This is a genomic window from Paenibacillus sp. J22P277 (assembly GCF_059383675.1).
In genome coordinates, this window is record NZ_JBXENS010000014.1 from 103922 (window position 1) to 121129 (window position 17208).

Genomic DNA, 17208 nt, shown 5'->3' on the forward strand with positions numbered 1-17208 from the left:
ATCCTTAAAATTTTACAATATAAATTATTTTACAGGTAGTACATTAATGCTGTAATCAGCAGTCAATTAAATAAGAATGATAAATTTCGCATTGCTGGTAGCTACTAGGTCTTGAGTGCTCTCCAGACACCATAGACCGGATTTACCACGTCCCGTAAGGCGCTAAATTGTTGCTGTAATCTCCTTTTCAGCCATATCCAAGACCTCTTTAGACGTATGGTGTTAGGCCAGAAACCGAAGGGAAACTATTGAAAAAAGGTCACCAAACACAAGCGCCGGTTCACGGCGGCTTTCCTTCACTAAAGTATCAACCAGTAAAAGAGGAGATCATAAATTGTTGTTACTTGGGAGCGTGGGCTTGCAAGCAAGCCCACGTGTCATTTGACAAGAGCATTGGCCGAATGAATCCGCGTAAATCGCGCGCTGTCGGTTGACATGAACATGATTCCCAGAAAAGCTGCGTAAAACGCAGCTTTTTTATTTATGACATAAGTTCTTGTCATTGGTTCGTGACAAGAACTGCATGTCATTCCCTGCGGGAACAGCTCCAAGACGAACGGGCGATTATGGAATGTAAAATAGTGTTTTGGTTTTTCATGCATGGAGCCTCTAATGTAGCGATATTGGTGAGAGGAGATGTTGACTTTGCTAGCGGGATATTTAACAAATTACGAAGGCAGCCATCTTAAGTAAAGCGACAACTGCCGGCAGGATAGCGCAACAATTCGTTTGATAAGTCGTATATACAAATATTCCAATTACCCCCAAGCCTTCACATATTGAAAGGAGCTTCAAAGCATGAGCGACGCTACCTCAGGTATGCAGTTAAGCCAAATGTTTTACGAAAATTATATCGTGCCTCGGCTTTCGTCTGCTTTCCCTCCATTATTGTATGCGTCAGCGCTAGTCGGCCCAGGCAGCGAAGTTCTAGGTTATGATACTCCGATGTCTCGCGACCATGATTGGGGACCCCGTGTGCTGATATTTATCCCTGATACCGACGTGTCTCAGAGGGAAGCCATTTTGGCGACACTCCATGCGTCAGCGCCTGTTGCATTTAATGGACATCCGCTCAATGTCGACCAAACGATTGTTACCACTGTCACCGCTTATTTCGGCCGAAGATTAGGACTCAATTGCACTAATTTCAAGGGATTGGAACTGCTCGACTGGTTAACTATCCCTTCCCAGACGTTGTCAGAGCTTACGGGTGGAGCGGTCTTCCGGGATGATTTCGGGGAGCTGACAGCCGCACGTGAGCACCTAAGTTATTATCCAAAGGATGTTTGGTTTTTTCTGATGGCAGCGATTTGGAACCGTATTGGACAGGAAGAGCATCTTATGCCCCGGGCAGGGTATGTCGGGGATGAACTGGGGTCTGCGCTTATTGCATCTCGACTCATAAGGGACGTAATGAGTTTGTGCTTCTTAATCGAACGACATTATGCCCCTTATCCTAAATGGTTCGGAACCGCCTTCCGGCAACTTGCGCGTTCAAGTGGGATATTACCTTATCTGCAAGCAGCACAAAACGCAAAAGATTGGCAAGCGCGTGAGCAGGCACTGGCGAATGCCTATCAAGTCCTTGCACAGCTGCATAACGATCTGCAGCTGACCGAACCAATTGAAGCGAAGGTGAATCTCTTCTTCGATCGGCCTTTTTCGGTAATCGGTGGGATTCGTTTTGCAGAAGCATTGGTGTCTAAGATTGAAGATTCATGTTTGCGTAAGCTAGCTGCTTATAAGTTTGGCGGCATCGACCAAATCAGCGACAACACTGATTTTCGCGCCCTACAAGAACGTTTTGAATTACCTTCTGGCGAGACAAACCCATTTCGTGCATTCTTCGAACGCTTGCTGTAGATTACGCTAACGGGTAACGATAGCTGAATGGACAGAACGGCAGCCGGCCATACGATCGGCTGCCGTTGTCCGTTGAAGTAACGGGCAGTTTAACATAATTCCGTGAAACAAATAAAAACGTTCACACGTCTATCTTTACGAGGTGAGTAAACTTGAAGAGATTAACAATTATGGTTTCGGTATGCATAAGCTTCTTGTTTTTATTTGGATGTAGCTCACAACAGAAATATGAGTCTCAAAGTTCTTCTTCTGCATCCTGGGCTTATGAGTTTGTTATTTACAATAGTGATATTTATCGAATTACCTCTGACAAAGTAACGAATGTAGGGAAAGAGATCGGAACTGTTACAAACTATTCAATTAATGAAGGTACCTATTCGGGAAATTTCTCAAATACGTACCCTGTTGGAACGAAGTATTTTGAAATTACAGGTGTAGATACAAATAAATCAATTGCAATAAAGTTTGAAAATAGCTATATAAGAGCAGATACCCAAGGAAAATATGGCGAAAAATAATATGTGTTTCTTAAACTAACGGGTACTATAGCTCAATACACACTCACGACGAGGCTGCCGGCATATACGGCGGCTTTCTCACGGTTAACGGACTTTTAACTTGGGGGCGCCTTTCGTTCATAACGAAATCGGCGCCTTTACTATGCTGCTATTCCTTAGTTGGCTTCTGTAGCTGCTGGATGCAGAAGAGCCGGTGCGCGAGAGGAGATACTAGGCTTGGAGTTCAGCTACAAGCATCCTTCCTGTTGACAGATGAATGAATGAATTATATAATTTAATTAAATGAACTGTTCAATTAATTAATTGGAGGCATTCAAAATGAGCGGAATTCTACAGGCGAACGGCAACCTAAGAGGGAAATACGTAGTGATTACTGGCGCGACGAGCGGAATTGGATTGGCGGCCGCAGAAGAGTTAGCTGCAAGAGGAGCGAATTTGGGTATCGTTGCACGTAATGCAGCCAAAGCGAAAGAGGTGGCGAATAAGATCCGGGCTTCCTTCGGCAATCAGATCACGGTAGACGTGTTCATCGCCGACATGTCGTCCCAGCGCTCGATCCGCCATGCGGCAAACGAAATTTTAGCGAAATGCCCAAGGATTGATATTCTAATCAATAATGCAGGTGCTATGTTCGTTGATTATAAACTCACGGAGGACGGAATCGAGATGACGCTGGCGGTCAACCATATCGCGCCATTCTTGTTCACGACGCTGCTCCTTGATAGACTTACGATGAGTAATTATGCCCGCGTTATTACGACGTCGTCGCACGGCCATAAGATGGCCATGAAAGGCATCGATTTCGAAGACTTGAGCGGTAAGCGTTATTTTAGTTTTTTGGGAAAACTGAAGGGCGGTCCTAATTTTCGATACGGCGAGACAAAGCTGGCGAACATCTTGTTTACCGCCGAGCTGGCGCAGCGTCTGAAAGACACCAATGTGGCCGCGTACTGCTTTGATCCTGGACTCGTCGCGACCAACTTCAATCGGGACAACGGATGGATGGCCCGGATGACGACTGCCGCCATGATGAAATTCGCCCGAACGCCCGAGAAAGGTGCGGAGACGCTAGTATGGCTGGCGGATACCGACGCGAAGAACCTGGAAAGCGGACGTTATTACGCGGATAAGCAATTCGGGAAGCATTCCCCACAAGCTGGGAGCATGGCAGCAGCGAGACAACTTTGGGACGTAAGCGAATTGCAAATTCGCTTATCGGAAGCATAATCATCGCAGCAACACACAGAAGGAAAGAAGGTAGACTATGGCAAGAAAAGCGCAATCCGAACAAGCACTTGATGAACGCAAAAATCAGATCAAAAGAGCCGCGCTAAAAGTTTTCGCAGAGAAGGGGCTCGCTGGAACGAAGATGATCTCGATCGCTGAGGAAGCCGATATCAGCCAAGGTTTAACATATAAATATTTCGATTCCAAAGACGAAATCTTCTCGCTTCTTGTGGAAGAGGCAATCGAAGAATCCCAAGATGCCATTAGGAATATCGGGCAATTAGCAGGTTCGCCACTTGATCAGCTGAGGGCATTCACGCTTCGGCTGCTAGACGAGAACCACAAGCTTTATTTCTTGCTTATTCAGCAGGCGCAAAAGTCGGAAGGAGTACCACAAAGGGCTAAGGAAGCAATCGAGCGATATTCCCCCCGGGAAACAATCGAGTTGATGATACCTATCTTAGTCCGGGGGCAGCAGGAAGGACAATTCGCGGAGGGCGATCCCTATAGGAGATTGATTCTGTTTCTTTCGGTTGTAACCGGTCTGATGCTTCAAGATGCAAAGGCAATCGGAATCGACTGGACACAGGAGGTTGACCGTCTGCTGGGCATTTTGACGAAATGAAGATTGCGCCTGTTCATGATGTCCACACTTCATCTCCCAAATATAACTCTGAGCTCTGAACCGATACCGATAATGAATTAATGGAGGTAGAGAATGAGTAAACTTTATTGGGGACCAAAGTCAGTCACATTTTGCTCGTGGGTGTTGTTACGTTGTTAATGCTGTATTTAGGCATAAGAGGTTTTGTCCAGCCAGAAGCTGCGATACGAGAGTACGGTTTACCGCTTCACGACGCCGCGGATAACGATCTCGTTTACATCAAAGCAAATCGTGACCTTTTTATTGGTATCTTTCTACTCGTCTTGATGATACTTCGTATGAGAAAAGCATTACTTGTTGCGATGTTTACTTCCATTCTAATGCCAACGATTGATGCAATATTGCAACAGATAAAACGCCTTCTTGGATCCATATTGTTTCCGCTGTATATGGAGTAGTTGTTGGTTGTCTATTATACCGAGAAGAACATCGAGCTCACACATTAAGGAATTCATAACGAAATTGGTGCGATCGAGTCCCAGCGAGTTTGCGGTGTAACTGCTCCGGTTTTCGTTACGCTTGGCGATCTTCATTTCAAAAATATGCTTGTGAATGAGAACGGGATCGTTTCCGGCATCATTGATTGGGACGATCTGAGCGTAGGCCATCCGGCTTGCGATTTGAGCGTTGCTTACAGCTTTTTACCACCATACGCTCGCGGCGTGTTTTTCAAAACTTACGGAGGAGCGGACGAGGAAACGAAGCTGCAAGCGAGGCTGATCGCGGTTTACATCCCCGTACTGATCTTGATGCAAGCGGTCGATGACAGGAATGAAGCGATTGCGGCAGAGGCGAAATCCAACATCATGCGGGCACTGTCGGATTAGGCTCATTATTTCGTTGCAGCTATGGGCTATGGCTATCGGCACCATTTTGTCGTTTAAAGGCCGCGATAAGGTACGATTCGCCTTCGGGGTTATTCTGTTTACTAAATGAATACTAATCTCAAGTGGATTCCATAATGAGTTAATTAAAAGAAAGGAGCAGATTGCCACGGCAGCTGCTCCTTTGCTTTATTAAGCTAACGGATTTTACGGCAGGACTTAACCGCCGAACTGCGCCTCGTGCAGCCTGGCGTAAACGCCGCGCCGTGCAAGCAGCTCGTCGTGGTTGCCTTCCTCGGAGATACCGTCTTCCGTTACGACGACGATGCGGTCGGCATGGCGGATAGTGGCCAGTCGGTGTGCAATGATCAATGTCGTCCGGCTCCGTGAAAGCTCTTCAAGTGACTGCTGTATGATTTGCTCCGTCTCGGTGTCAAGTGCTGACGTCGCCTCGTCGAGAATTAGGATCGGCGGGTTCTTCAAAAACATGCGCGCTATCGCCAGGCGCTGGCGCTGGCCTCCGGACAGTTTGAGTCCGCGCTCTCCAATAACGGTGTCGAGACCGTTCGGAAGCACCTCTAGGTATGCCTCCAAATGGGAGCGCCGTGCAGATTCTAAAATATCGGCTTCGGAGGCGTCGAGTCGCCCGTAGGCAATATTCTCACGTATCGTCCCATTGAATAGAAACACGTCCTGCTGCACGAAGCCGATTTGGCTGCGCAGCGAGCGTTGCGTCATGCAGCGAATGTCTAGCCCGTCGATCAGGAGCGCCCCGGCTTCGATCTCGTAGAAGCGCGGTATGAGTGAGCATAGCGTTGACTTGCCGGCGCCTGAGGGACCGACGATCGCGATCGTTTCCCCGGCACGAACTTGCAAATCAACATGCCGTAGTACCTTCGAATGTCCCTCATATCCGAACGTCACATTGCGAAATTCGATATCCCCGCGCAATCTCTGTACATCGACAGCCGCCGGATCAACGCTAACGTCCGGCTCCGTGTCGAGCAGCTCGCACGCACGCTTGAAGCCGACCATCCCTTTCGGGTACATATCCATCAAGGCATTGATTCGTTCGATCGGCTTCAAAAAGATGTTTACGTATAGAAGGAACCCGATAAGCTCCCCGTAGCTTAATTTGCCCTCATAAGTAAACCATGCACCTAGAATGAGTGAAAGCAAGGAAATAAGCCGAGTCATCAGGTACATGCCCGATGCATAGTACGACATCACCAAATTAGATCGCAGCTTTGCAAGACGTAATCGCTTATTGTTTTCGCGGAATGTTTCGATCTCGTACGCTTCGTTGCCGAACGCCTTGACGACGCGAATGCCGGAAACGCTGTCCTCGACGCGGGCGCTAATGTCGGCGATACGGGAATTCACGCTCCCAGCGACATCGTGCAGCTTCTTGCTAAAATATAAGATGAGCCAGATGAGAACCGGCACGGTAATAATCGTGATGAGAGCAAGCTCCCAATTAACCATCAGCATAATGCCTAACGCCCCGACGAACGTCATGAGCACGATAAACATCTCCTCCGGTCCGTGATGCGCCAACTCCCCGATTTCCCACAAATCGTTCGTCAGCCGTGAAATAAGCAAGCCTGTTTTCGAATTATCGAAAAAGCGGAATGACAACTTCTGCATGTGCTCGAACATACGCTGGCGCATGTCGGTTTCGATGTTGATGCCCAGTTTATGTCCGAAGTAGCCAACAATAAAATTTAGCCCCGTCGTTATCAGGTACAAGCTGAGCAAACCAATGCAGATCAGCACGATCATCGGCCAGTTGCGGCTCGGCAACTGCGTATCGATCATCCATTGCACTGCGAGCGGAAATGCGAGCTCGAACAGCGCGGCGACTACGGCGCAAATAAAATCCATATAGAATAACCGCTTATACGGCGAATAATAGGCAAAAAAACGGCGAATCAAGACCTCACCTCCTAATGACTTACAAGGACCTAACCGACGTCGATAGACAAAAGCACACCTAAAGAAACCTGCCTTAACGGACAAGTTTACTCATCCCGTGTACCAACGCTATTCAAGACACTTCGGTTTAGTTGAGAGTGAGGAGCAGCATACTGCAGATTCTCCTTTTTAACCGATTCTTACTAATTGATGGTATCACCAAGGATTTGTCCATGTGAATAGACTAAGAAAAAGTAAAGTCCACAACTTATGAATTTACATGATGGAGGCGAACCGTAATATAAAGGCTAGATCATTACGCTAACGGGTACGATAGTTCAAAGAAACTTGGAGCAGCTGCCGCGGCAGCTTGCTCCTCTTTTCATTGATGTAACGGGCAGTTTAACGCAACGATTAACTTATTTCAAGCGTCCTATTTTATGCGAAATAAGTTAAAGGTGGTAAAAATAAACTAAGGTGATTAATATGAAAAAATTGATGTTTTGTTTATGTTCTATAGCAATATTGTTAATATTCGTTGCATGTGAAAAAGTGAATAATACAGTTGACATTATTACAGACCGAAATTTGTATATGAGCGAGCTTTCTATCGCAAGAGGAATTAATATGACACCAAATTTTCAATCCAATAAAACCTATCTTAACTTAGAGTATGATTGGTCTACTGAAGAAGGAGAGTTCTTAAGTAATTCTGCTTCTCTCGGAAAAAATGTTAAAAATCAAGGTGAATCTGTGTTATGGAGTACAGTTAAAGATGGAAAGGTTGAAGACATTAAAAAAACCATTACAATAAGCTTAACTGTAATAGATGGGAATAATCAGAAGGTGTTATGCAATACATTGTTAACAATTACCCCCAACAAAGGGGTTTATAAAGTGAACAATAAATAGAAAACAGGTTTTCTCATGTCATTTACGACGAGGAACGATAGCTTAACGACTCCAGGTTGCCGGCATGATCGGCAGCCTATTCAGCTACGGGCAGAATACTTCCATAACTATACAAATATGCTTAGTGCTATTATGCGCAACGCAACAAATTACAACACGCTACGTCAAATGTATAGTAAAGGAAAAATTCTAAATATATTATAGGAGTGAAACAAAATGGCATACACTAAAAGTTTTCTTGCAGCCGTGGTTTTCCTGTTAATCTTTTTAGCCTTCAATCCAAAGGTATCAGAAGCGAGTGCGAGTTCAACATTCTTAAATATCGATGGTTATTACTTACTTTCTAGCGCCCCTCTAGCACCATATATTGATGATAATAATCGCATGATGGTGCCTATGCGGACATTCTCGAAGTTGTTCGGAGGAACAGCAACCTATGATGTGGCGAGTAAAACGGCGACAATCACTGAAGCTAACCGTTCCCTAAAGTTAACAGTGAATTCTAAAATTATTGAAATAAATGACCAAAAATTCAAACTAGATACGGTACCCGTGTTAAAAAACAACAGTTTCTTTTTGCCGCTCAAATCAGTTGCAGACGCATTCCAGATTCGTACATCCGTCCTAGACATGGGGTATGGAACAGAGAACACTATCACAATTGAAGATGATCGATTTCTGGAGCGAGGTGTGCTGAAAGAGATCAATGAAATGAGAAGCAATGATGAAGAACAATACAAGAATTATGGTGTGTTTCCAACATCCTTTACTTTTGATAAGAACAAGCAGCAGCAAATCGAAATGCATATAAAGTCGAGAAACATCTTGGGAGGGGAAATTAACTTTAAAGATGTTAAAAGCGGCGTATGGGTAGTTTCAAACAATGAGATACAACAAGTTTTAAGTGATGTTACTGAGGATTTAAAGGTTGGAAAAGGCGGAATCGTGGAGCAGCGATACACGACAAATAACAAAAACACTAGTGAAGTCGAATACGTTTTTTACTTCCCTAGAATTCGGGCATAGGTTGCGCATTATTTATGGATTAACATTCTTCATTGAACTAACGGGAGACGATAGTTCAATCATGACATGACGGCGGCCGGTCCAGAGCGATCGGCTGCCGTCTTTGCCCTAACGGGCAGGAGAATTTGCTCATATTACGAATACTTTAGACAGAAGATGAGGTGTATGGAGTGAGTTTTCGTACTTTACGACAAGAAATTGAAGAAGCTCGCAAACAATTAGGCATATTGGAAAGAGATTTCCGAGAAGTTCAGAAAGACCAATGGGAGTCGATTTTAATAAATACAATGAATCAATTCGTTCAATATCCCCATTCACTGCATTGGGCCTGGACAAGGCTTAAAGTGGAAGCTTTTAGGCTGGATAACCTTGAAGTTAAGCCTTATGCATTGTTAGATAAACTAATTCCGTTTGATGAACTGATTTGGTTTGTAGTTGAAGAAGACGAATACAAAATTAAACACTGGGTTTATGAGGGGACAATAAGAGCAGTACAAAAAATAATTCAGAATACCAAAAGATATGAGTTTTACATTGTTGTGCGAAAATCATCATGAAGTTTTAATTGGTACAGGTGACATGATACATAAATTAAAGAATATTCAATTAAGCTAACGGAGAACGGTAGTTCAATAACCGCCTGTGTTCCTTCATTTTATATAACGAATGAAACACCATTTACAACGTGAATGTACTAAAGAATATGCGCACATATAAGTTAAAGGTGTTATGGACTAGCGCACGGCTACTTTTTTGAGAAGTCCATTGAACTAATTGGAAGAATAATGGAATAAAATTTATGATAAAATGGTCTGGAGGTGTATTTATGCAAAAGGCAATTGTAGTTCATTATTTTAACGAGAAAAAGAATAACTTAAGTGATTTAAATCAGCTTTTACAAGAGGAATGGAAGGTTGTATCTCAGAGTGCTATGTCAGGTGGTGAGGGTCTAACAGTTTATTCACTTGTTATATTAGAAAAAAATTAGGAACAATGCTTCCGGATTCATTGAAAAAACGGGAAATGATAGCATAATCATGTCGCGACGGCAGCCGGCCTCAGATCGATCGGCTGCCGTCGTTATGCTAACGGGCAGGAATACGCAACTTAGATAAGTTTTTAAGAAACTTGGAGGTGTAATATTGTGAAACCTATTCTCCTAGACGTCCCAGAGCATTTTGAAACGGAACGACTCTTGATACGTGCTCCTTTATTTGGTGACGGGCTTATGATTAACGAAGCAATCAGGGAGTCATTTAAGGCTTTAAATGAATGGATGAATTGGGCTGACCACGTTCCAGAAGTCGAAGAGACTGAAGCAAACGTTCGTAAAAATCGCGCGAATTTCCTACTTCGTGATAATTTCATATTTTACATGCTGGACAAAGTAACAGGAGCATTTGTTGGAACGTGTGCACTAGTTAGGATAGACTGGAATGTGCGTAAATTCGAAATTGGATATTGGATTAGGAAATCTTCATCAGGACACGGTTATATGACCGAAGCAGTTAATGGATTGACTGATTTTGCATTTAATTATCTTGATGCTAATCGCATTGAGATACTCTGTGATACCAAAAATACTGCAAGCCGTATGGTTGCTGATCGATGTGGATACCATCTCGAAGCTGTATTAATTAAAAACTTCATCAATCCTGTTGGTGAGCTTAGAGACAATTGTATTTATGCTAAGGTTCGCTTGGAAGATGGGAAGTATGGTTATCCAAATACATGAGTTGATTCCGCTAACGGGCACGATAGCTCAAAAAAACACGAAGGCAGCCTGTCAGTGAAAATGATCAGCTGCCTTCGCTCAACTAACGGGCAGGTTTGTTCAATCATTTCGTCGAAGAATACTCCCATGAAAAATATTGAGGTGGACCTGAAATGGGATGGAGACCTGATCCTTCAACACCGCTACTAAATCGAATAATGTTTATGATTGTTGATTTACAATATTAGCATAAATCACGTACGCGAGAGATGTTTGTATTTAGGTTATTCTTTAGAAAGCATAGAAGATGCAGTAGGAGAGGCGTTAATTCGTTTGTCGACACCTGAAGACTACCCCGAAGATTAAACTAATGGGAAACATTAGTCCAATAAAGATACTGTGGATACTTTAGATAGGGTGAGGAAAATTAATTACCAACATTTAGAGATTCTGGTGGAACGCTTTATGAGAAAGGAATTCGGGATAGCCGAACTGCAAAGTAGATTGAATACTGCACTAATGCCCGATAAGCAAATACACGATTATTCATCTAGACTTCAAGAACTGGATAATGACTTAGAACTTATTTTGTACACACAGTTAGAGACGCAGCATTTCCTATTGGCAAAGAAAGTACTTGATGATTTTCTTGGTTTTCTAAAGAAGAACTATTGAACTAACGGGCACGATAGCTCAATCATGACACGACGGTGCCGACCTCACAACGATCGGCTGCCGTCGTTGCGCTAACTGGTAGGATAAATGAACAGGATCCTTTTTGGTAGTACTAAGAAGAGATAAGAACACAGGGGGGATACAGTTGAATGCTGAACACAAAGAGTTCGCAGAAAAACTTCTTTCACATATATTTATAGGCAGTCAATTAGATGGCGTGAAATTCGGGTTAGGTCCAGCTGCGCTTTTATTACGCTTTGAACACTATAATCATCATTCTCCAGACCAACTTTGGCTTAATATTGAATCAAGATGGGGAGTGTTTCCTAAAGACAAGCATGATTTTCCGAATTCCGAAGACGAAATGAGTGAGCTTTCGGAAGAAGACGAGTATAAATTGATTTTTGAACTACGGCGAGAAAAAATAGCCAATATAAACCTTGGCCAAATTTCTCCACATCTACATATTGAATTTGAGTCTGGAAAAACTCTTTTTGTAAATGGACACCATAAAAAATACGAGTGTTGGCAAGTAGGAGATGGCATAGGATATACCGGCAATAAATGGTTTGTCGTGGCTACTCCCGGAGATGGTATTTCTTCAGCGGCACCTGATTCATTCAGCTAACGGGGAACGATAGGTCAATAAACAAAGTGATGGCAGCGTACAAATAATGCAGCCTCCCTGCATTATGGAGCTCCGTTTTCAACTTACTGGGGGATATCTGAATGAATACTATCAAGGGATACACCTGCAGCTGCTGTGGAGAATACCACGATGAACTTCCAACCAGTTATGGAACCTTAGCGCCAGCTTATTACGAATTTACGCCTCCTGAAGAACGAGAACAAAGGTTTCAATTGAGTGAAGACTTATGCGTAATGGACAACGAGCATTATTTCATACGAGGGTGTATTGAAATCCCAATAATAGGGACAAAGCAGGAGTTCATTTGGGGGGTGTGGGTATCGTTAAGTGAAGCTAATTATAGGAAAGTAAAAGAGCATTGGCACAAACCAGTATTATTAGAGCCAATGCTTGGATGGTTTTCTACTGCTTTACCTTGTTATCCTGATACCTTAAATTTAAAGGCAAAGGTTTATCACAGACTGGACGGTGTTAGACCATACATAGAACTCGAACCAACAGAACATCCGCTGGCGGTAGAATCTCGAAATGGAATGACGATCGAACGTGTACAAGTAATTGCTGAAGAGCATTGTGAAAATATGAGGTGCCAGCCATGGTCATTTGGAGATCCGGAAAATACGGCAGTCGTTACCTTAGAGAATATCATAAAGCGAGAGAGTCCAGTGTTGTATGTAACCCATGACGAGGAAGATGGCGAGTGGCAATTCCTCGATGGCAGTGATGTAAAAGAAGAAGAAGCGCGTCTGATATCACTAAAACAGATGGTTAACATGGATCCAAGCTTGACACAACTTTCCGATCTTCCGCTGGGCTGGACAGCATGGCGAGATAATGAAGATAGTGAGTGGATTAGAGCACCAAGAAAAGCATAACGGATTCGATGGCTCAATAAAACAGCAGCAGTGCAGGACATACGTCCATGGCCGCTGCTGTTTCGTTTTCGGGACAGTCTAATCCTTGTTTTCTCGGAGTAAGACGTTTTTAAAACGAACCGCGCAGATACCATACATCCAGGTTAGTGCTTCATTTTTAAAAGCTTTCATGCTTGTTTTTAATATACTTGTTTACACCCTTATATTCGCCGCACGCGCAGACTATTGCGGGTTCTGCTGCCTGCTGCTGCAGACGCGCCTGAGAATCTCCTTGTCGATCGATCGTCTGTTCCTGGATAGTTCCTGCGTACCTGCCTGTTCTTCGGCCGCTTTTTAGAAGCTGCAGAGCTTCTCTTTTAGTTCCGTTCTTCTAACCTTCGACAACCAGATGTTACCAGCAGGGCTTAAGCGGACTGGCACCTCATTGTATTGCATTATTTACCATCAGTTTAGTTCTATTTATAACCCGGTTTTCGCGCAGCGCGCCGGCCCCTCATTCATTCGGTATCTGCAGCTAGATACGGATAAAGGAGCAGGGGAGTGATCTGCAGCTGGATAAGTAGAAGAGCAAAAAATAAATACGAATATAGTTGCAGAGTTGGAGTTCTGTAGCTGGACTCGAACCTAGATACAGCGGACAGGGAAGGATGGGTATAAAGGGGCTAAATAGGAAGAAAAAAAGCGGGGACGAGAGTGGTTTACAAGAGTGAAAACAAGTATATCGAAGAAACCCATATTGTGGTAAGATGTGATTGGAAACAGGAATGCCTGTTCGCTGTGCGCTATTAACAGGGGGGCTGGTTGGATGAAAAATGCTGAATTTGAACCGCTGTTCCGAGCGGTGGCTAAGCTGGGGCTTTCTGCAGCGGAGCGGGAGAGGCTGACTGACTGCTACGTATTCATGTATCTGGAGAACGGCGTTTATGCGTATAAGCACAGCATAACCCGTCATTATGTGTATTTAGATGAACTTGGTGTCCTTCAGGGCGGTGAGATTGAGCCGGCAGCAAGTGATGCTTCGCTGGACGGCAACACTGCTTGAAACGGATCCGGGGATCTCACGCCGTGCTGTGTCCGCTGTCTGTTAAGGCCCTCTATTAATCAGCTGTCGAGGAGGTAGTCACTTTGCCGAGAAATGAACATCCCATCGAAAAGACGGAATCTTTCGGCCAGGTTGTGAAAGTACAGCAGGTCATTGATTTTATGGTGCTTTCTGATCTGCTTAACGGTCAGCGATACCACAGTGAAATGGAGCAGTTTATTACGCAGACCTTTGACGGCGTCGGGGTTAATGATGCCTATTTCAGCAGCCGGCTGAAGGCCCTCGCAGAGAGCGGCCATGTTACGCGCCACTGGGACGGTGACAACCGGTACAACCGGTATTACCAAATTACGGATTCCGGCGTGACGTACTTTAAGCTGATGCTGCGGGAGCTTCCGGACCGGGTGAAACGGGCCAAGCGGGTCTACGACCAGTTCGAAACCTATATTCAAAAGTTTGGCAGCATGCATTTAAAATAGGGGGAGCGGGAGTATGGAGGAACTGAATTACCAGGACGTGATTGAGCGAATCAAAGCCCGCTTCCCCCAGGGAACTGTCAGGCAGCGGGAGGACAATGGACGAGCCTATATTCCCAATCAGATCTATACCGACCGCGTGGAATCGGCCACTGAGAGCAGATGGGACCGGGAAATCCGAGACGTGGAAGTTAACGTTCCCCACCGCTTTGTAAAGGTCATCGCACGGGTAACGATCGGGCTGCACTACCGGGATGGGATCGGCTTTTCGGAGATTCATGCCGACGGGAGCGGAAAAATCAAACAGCTGTCGACTGCCGTTGACCAGGCAGCAAACGAAGCCGTCCGCGATGCACTGGATACCTGGCAGATCGGCTGGCGGGATCTAGCTCCTTATAATTCAAAAGACTGGGGCGGCAATCCCGCGCTCCGGCATCTGCTTCATGGTGAACCGCCGGAGGAAACAGACTTTACGCAGCAGTCTGCTGCCATCATAGATCGGAAATGTGTATTTGCAAATTGCGGCCGGAAACTCACCCGGGATGAATGGGAGCTGCTTGGTCATATCCCGAATTTGAGCCGCGAACGGATGACCTATTGTTTTGAACATATTCCGAATCATTACAAACGAAAAGTGCCGGCTGAGGTCCTCGAGGATTTTTTGCTCAGGTATTCTTCCACATAACGATTTTATGATCGAACTGATAGGCGGCGAAAAAATTATTAATAAAAGCAGGATATCGCCTCAGCTGACCGCTTGACTGCATCATGAAGATCCGTTTGAGAAGATGATCTTCGATTCAAGCACCGCAGGGCTATTGAAGCAATGAAAGTATGTGAGGTACTAAGCGCCTGGGAATTGGAATAACTGCCCAGGTTTTTCGAGAACAGCGCAATGGATACAACGTCACGTCTCGATCATCGAAATGGCAACAAGATGTATTCGAATATAGTTTAAAACCGTATCGAAGGGGCAGTAACCCTTAGTTCTAGTTTGATGATAGTAAATGATTCAAAGCGCAAAAAACATTAGTCTTTATCGCTACATCAACAAGCCACAATTATTTTCATATTGCAGAAGGGGCACTTTGATGAACCCAATTGGTCAGACAGAACAGCAATTTACGATTCGTCGTACGCCTTACTGGGCGGTGTGTGAAGCATGCAAGCGAGGCGAGTGCGACAAAGTCTATCCGCACGGAAGGGAAATCGTCCGGTTGCGGTTTCCAATTTTGATCGTACTCATTATCGGAACGATTGCTGTCCTGTACGAGCATGAACCAAAACTCGTCATGGCGTGTTTGGTGATGAATGGGATCGTTATCGCTTTAGGATACTTCTTCGCGAAGAACTTCTTTCAACCCAAATGGCTGGGTAGCGGACATTGGGGAACGTATTTTCCAACAGGGTCGTATCTCTTCGGACTGCTCTTCTTCACATTAATGCCCATAATGTGTGGCGCAATTACGGAAATGTTTTTCATTCGAATGGACGCCAACATCATGCATAATTTGGTGTTTTATGGCACCCAGACATTTCTGAGTGGATATGTTAACGTTTATCTCTATTTGAAGCTGAACCGGACGAATTATCGGATAAAATCAAACAGCGACGCCGATCTGACAGTTAAAGTCGCATTGGAGTGGAACGCCTTCTTCAGCATCTTGCTGACGGTATACGTCAACTACGTCATCACTTTCAAGTATTCGTCACTCGGCTTAGGAGACGAATACAAGGACCTCGCTAAGTTTTTCGGTTACTTCTTCATCGTGCCGATGGTCATGATTACGACGCTCGGTAAAGTGTTGCTTGAGCATCACAAGGCGACGCTAGAATCGGAGAAACGTGACGCAGAGAATGCGAACGTGGACGATAGTAGAACTTCTTACGATCTGCGGGCAAGTGAAGAGAGACATGAACATGGTCAATCTATCCCGAGCTAAATTGATGCATATTTGGATGGCTCGATTATTCGTAGATTAGTTTCAAATTGCTGAACAAAGCCTCCGTGAGTACAAAGCTTTCTATAAAAACATGAAAAACGGGACAGCTGATTCTGATAGCTGTCCCGTTTTTTGCATCCCCTCTAATTCATAGGTTGCCCTTATTTGGATCATACGACAGAGCGTGGATGATACGTTGGGGCTAGATAGGAACCATAACGGGATTCCAATATTTCCATAAACCGGATTTTTTGTTTGGTGAAGATGATCTTTGTTCAGTTCGACACAGCAATAAAGCATTAAATCGCTCGCTCATTGGTCGATTTCGACATGAAGATATCGGTGTATTCTTGACGGTTATCCTGCCATACGGCATAGACCGCGCCGGTGTTCGGCCCGATAGACCGGTCGCAGGTTATGCTCGGGTAAGTCAGTACCCTGAAGCCATAGCCGGGCACCGGGAGCACCAATGGAACCGGGTCGACGGCCGAGACGATAATCGGCGGACCGAATGTTGTCCCGCCGTCCAGTGAACGCCGAAGTAGTAACGATCATTCGGCGCATTCACCGTAATCCAAGACGCATAGACGATTCCCATTAAATCTACGGTTACGGCCGGTCTTCTGACTTTATTCGTGATATTGGAAAGCAGGATAGGCGTATAAAAAAACAAAAAAACAGTTAAAACTTTTAAAGCGTTCCTTAACATATGCTAAGCAATGATTTATTGCGCTAACGGAGAACGATAGCTCAATAACAAGAGGCAGTCTACGACTGAACTGCACCCCGTCAAGTAGACAGTGGAAATAATATAAGTAACTAGGCGGCCTTGTTCCGGTATTCCATCGGACTAAGGCCGTTTAGTTTTGCTTGCAATCGGTCGTTA

Annotated in this window: 16 protein-coding genes and 2 pseudogenes; 17 read left to right on the forward strand and 1 reads right to left on the reverse strand. The window is 44.7% G+C overall.

The window, feature by feature from the left end:
• Window positions 1-798 precede the first annotated feature (798 nt).
• The 6 genes and pseudogenes from AC50YL_RS34720 to AC50YL_RS34745 form a co-directional block, all read left to right on the forward strand.
• Complete coding sequence (locus AC50YL_RS34720; RefSeq protein ID WP_494837947.1) at window positions 799-1863, forward strand: DUF4037 domain-containing protein; 1065 nt, start codon at window positions 799-801, stop codon at window positions 1861-1863.
• Between the two features lie 152 nt (window positions 1864-2015).
• Window positions 2016-2381: a hypothetical protein gene (locus AC50YL_RS34725; protein WP_494837948.1), complete on the forward strand. Its 366-nt coding sequence runs from the start codon at window positions 2016-2018 to the stop codon at window positions 2379-2381.
• 318 nt (window positions 2382-2699) lie between these two features.
• Window positions 2700-3608 (forward strand): SDR family NAD(P)-dependent oxidoreductase, encoded by a 909-nt coding sequence (locus AC50YL_RS34730; RefSeq protein ID WP_494837949.1) that lies wholly within the window; start codon window positions 2700-2702, stop codon window positions 3606-3608.
• 37 nt (window positions 3609-3645) lie between these two features.
• Window positions 3646-4233, forward strand: a complete 588-nt coding sequence (locus AC50YL_RS34735) for a TetR/AcrR family transcriptional regulator (RefSeq protein WP_494837950.1) — start codon at window positions 3646-3648, stop codon at window positions 4231-4233.
• A 107-nt stretch (window positions 4234-4340) separates the two neighbouring features.
• On the forward strand, window positions 4341-4670 hold the full coding sequence (locus tag AC50YL_RS34740; RefSeq protein WP_494837951.1) for a DUF4267 domain-containing protein: 330 nt from the start codon (window positions 4341-4343) through the stop codon (window positions 4668-4670).
• A 120-nt stretch (window positions 4671-4790) separates the two neighbouring features.
• Window positions 4791-5099: pseudogene (locus AC50YL_RS34745) on the forward strand (phosphotransferase); the annotation flags it as partial.
• Window positions 5100-5315: 216 nt separating this feature from the next.
• On the opposite strand, the gene AC50YL_RS34750 reads toward AC50YL_RS34745, so the two are convergent.
• On the reverse strand, window positions 5316-7031 hold the full coding sequence (locus tag AC50YL_RS34750; protein ID WP_494837952.1) for an ABC transporter ATP-binding protein: 1716 nt from the start codon (window positions 7029-7031) through the stop codon (window positions 5316-5318).
• A 465-nt stretch (window positions 7032-7496) separates the two neighbouring features.
• Here AC50YL_RS34750 and AC50YL_RS34755 point away from each other — a divergent pair, with 465 nt between their 5' ends.
• The 11 genes and pseudogenes from AC50YL_RS34755 (at window position 7497) to AC50YL_RS34805 (ending at window position 16322) form a co-directional block, all read left to right on the forward strand.
• On the forward strand, window positions 7497-7922 hold the full coding sequence (locus tag AC50YL_RS34755; protein ID WP_494837953.1) for a hypothetical protein: 426 nt from the start codon (window positions 7497-7499) through the stop codon (window positions 7920-7922).
• A 216-nt stretch (window positions 7923-8138) separates the two neighbouring features.
• On the forward strand, window positions 8139-8948 hold the full coding sequence (locus AC50YL_RS34760; protein ID WP_494837954.1) for a copper amine oxidase N-terminal domain-containing protein: 810 nt from the start codon (window positions 8139-8141) through the stop codon (window positions 8946-8948).
• A 170-nt stretch (window positions 8949-9118) separates the two neighbouring features.
• On the forward strand, window positions 9119-9505 hold the full coding sequence (locus AC50YL_RS34765; protein WP_494837955.1) for a DUF6756 family protein: 387 nt from the start codon (window positions 9119-9121) through the stop codon (window positions 9503-9505).
• Between the two features lie 269 nt (window positions 9506-9774).
• A complete protein-coding gene (locus AC50YL_RS34770) occupies window positions 9775-9936 on the forward strand; it encodes a hypothetical protein (protein ID WP_494837956.1) in 162 nt (53 codons plus the stop codon).
• Window positions 9937-10092: 156 nt separating this feature from the next.
• Window positions 10093-10683: a GNAT family N-acetyltransferase gene (locus AC50YL_RS34775; protein WP_494837957.1), complete on the forward strand. Its 591-nt coding sequence runs from the start codon at window positions 10093-10095 to the stop codon at window positions 10681-10683.
• Window positions 10684-11482: 799 nt separating this feature from the next.
• Window positions 11483-11965, forward strand: a complete 483-nt coding sequence (locus AC50YL_RS34780) for a hypothetical protein (RefSeq protein WP_494837958.1) — start codon at window positions 11483-11485, stop codon at window positions 11963-11965.
• 101 nt (window positions 11966-12066) lie between these two features.
• Window positions 12067-12552: pseudogene (locus AC50YL_RS34785) on the forward strand (DUF2199 domain-containing protein); the annotation flags it as partial.
• A gap of 1114 nt (window positions 12553-13666) precedes the next feature.
• Window positions 13667-13903 carry a hypothetical protein gene (locus AC50YL_RS34790; RefSeq protein WP_494837959.1) on the forward strand — a complete coding sequence of 79 codons (237 nt, stop codon included), beginning with the start codon at window positions 13667-13669 and terminating at the stop codon, window positions 13901-13903.
• A gap of 83 nt (window positions 13904-13986) precedes the next feature.
• Entirely contained in the window at window positions 13987-14382 is a 396-nt protein-coding gene (locus AC50YL_RS34795) for a PadR family transcriptional regulator (RefSeq protein WP_494837960.1), read from the forward strand.
• Between the two features lie 13 nt (window positions 14383-14395).
• A complete protein-coding gene (locus AC50YL_RS34800) occupies window positions 14396-15064 on the forward strand; it encodes a hypothetical protein (protein ID WP_494837961.1) in 669 nt (222 codons plus the stop codon).
• A 406-nt stretch (window positions 15065-15470) separates the two neighbouring features.
• Window positions 15471-16322 carry a hypothetical protein gene (locus tag AC50YL_RS34805; RefSeq protein WP_494837962.1) on the forward strand — a complete coding sequence of 284 codons (852 nt, stop codon included), beginning with the start codon at window positions 15471-15473 and terminating at the stop codon, window positions 16320-16322.
• Window positions 16323-17208 lie beyond the last annotated feature (886 nt).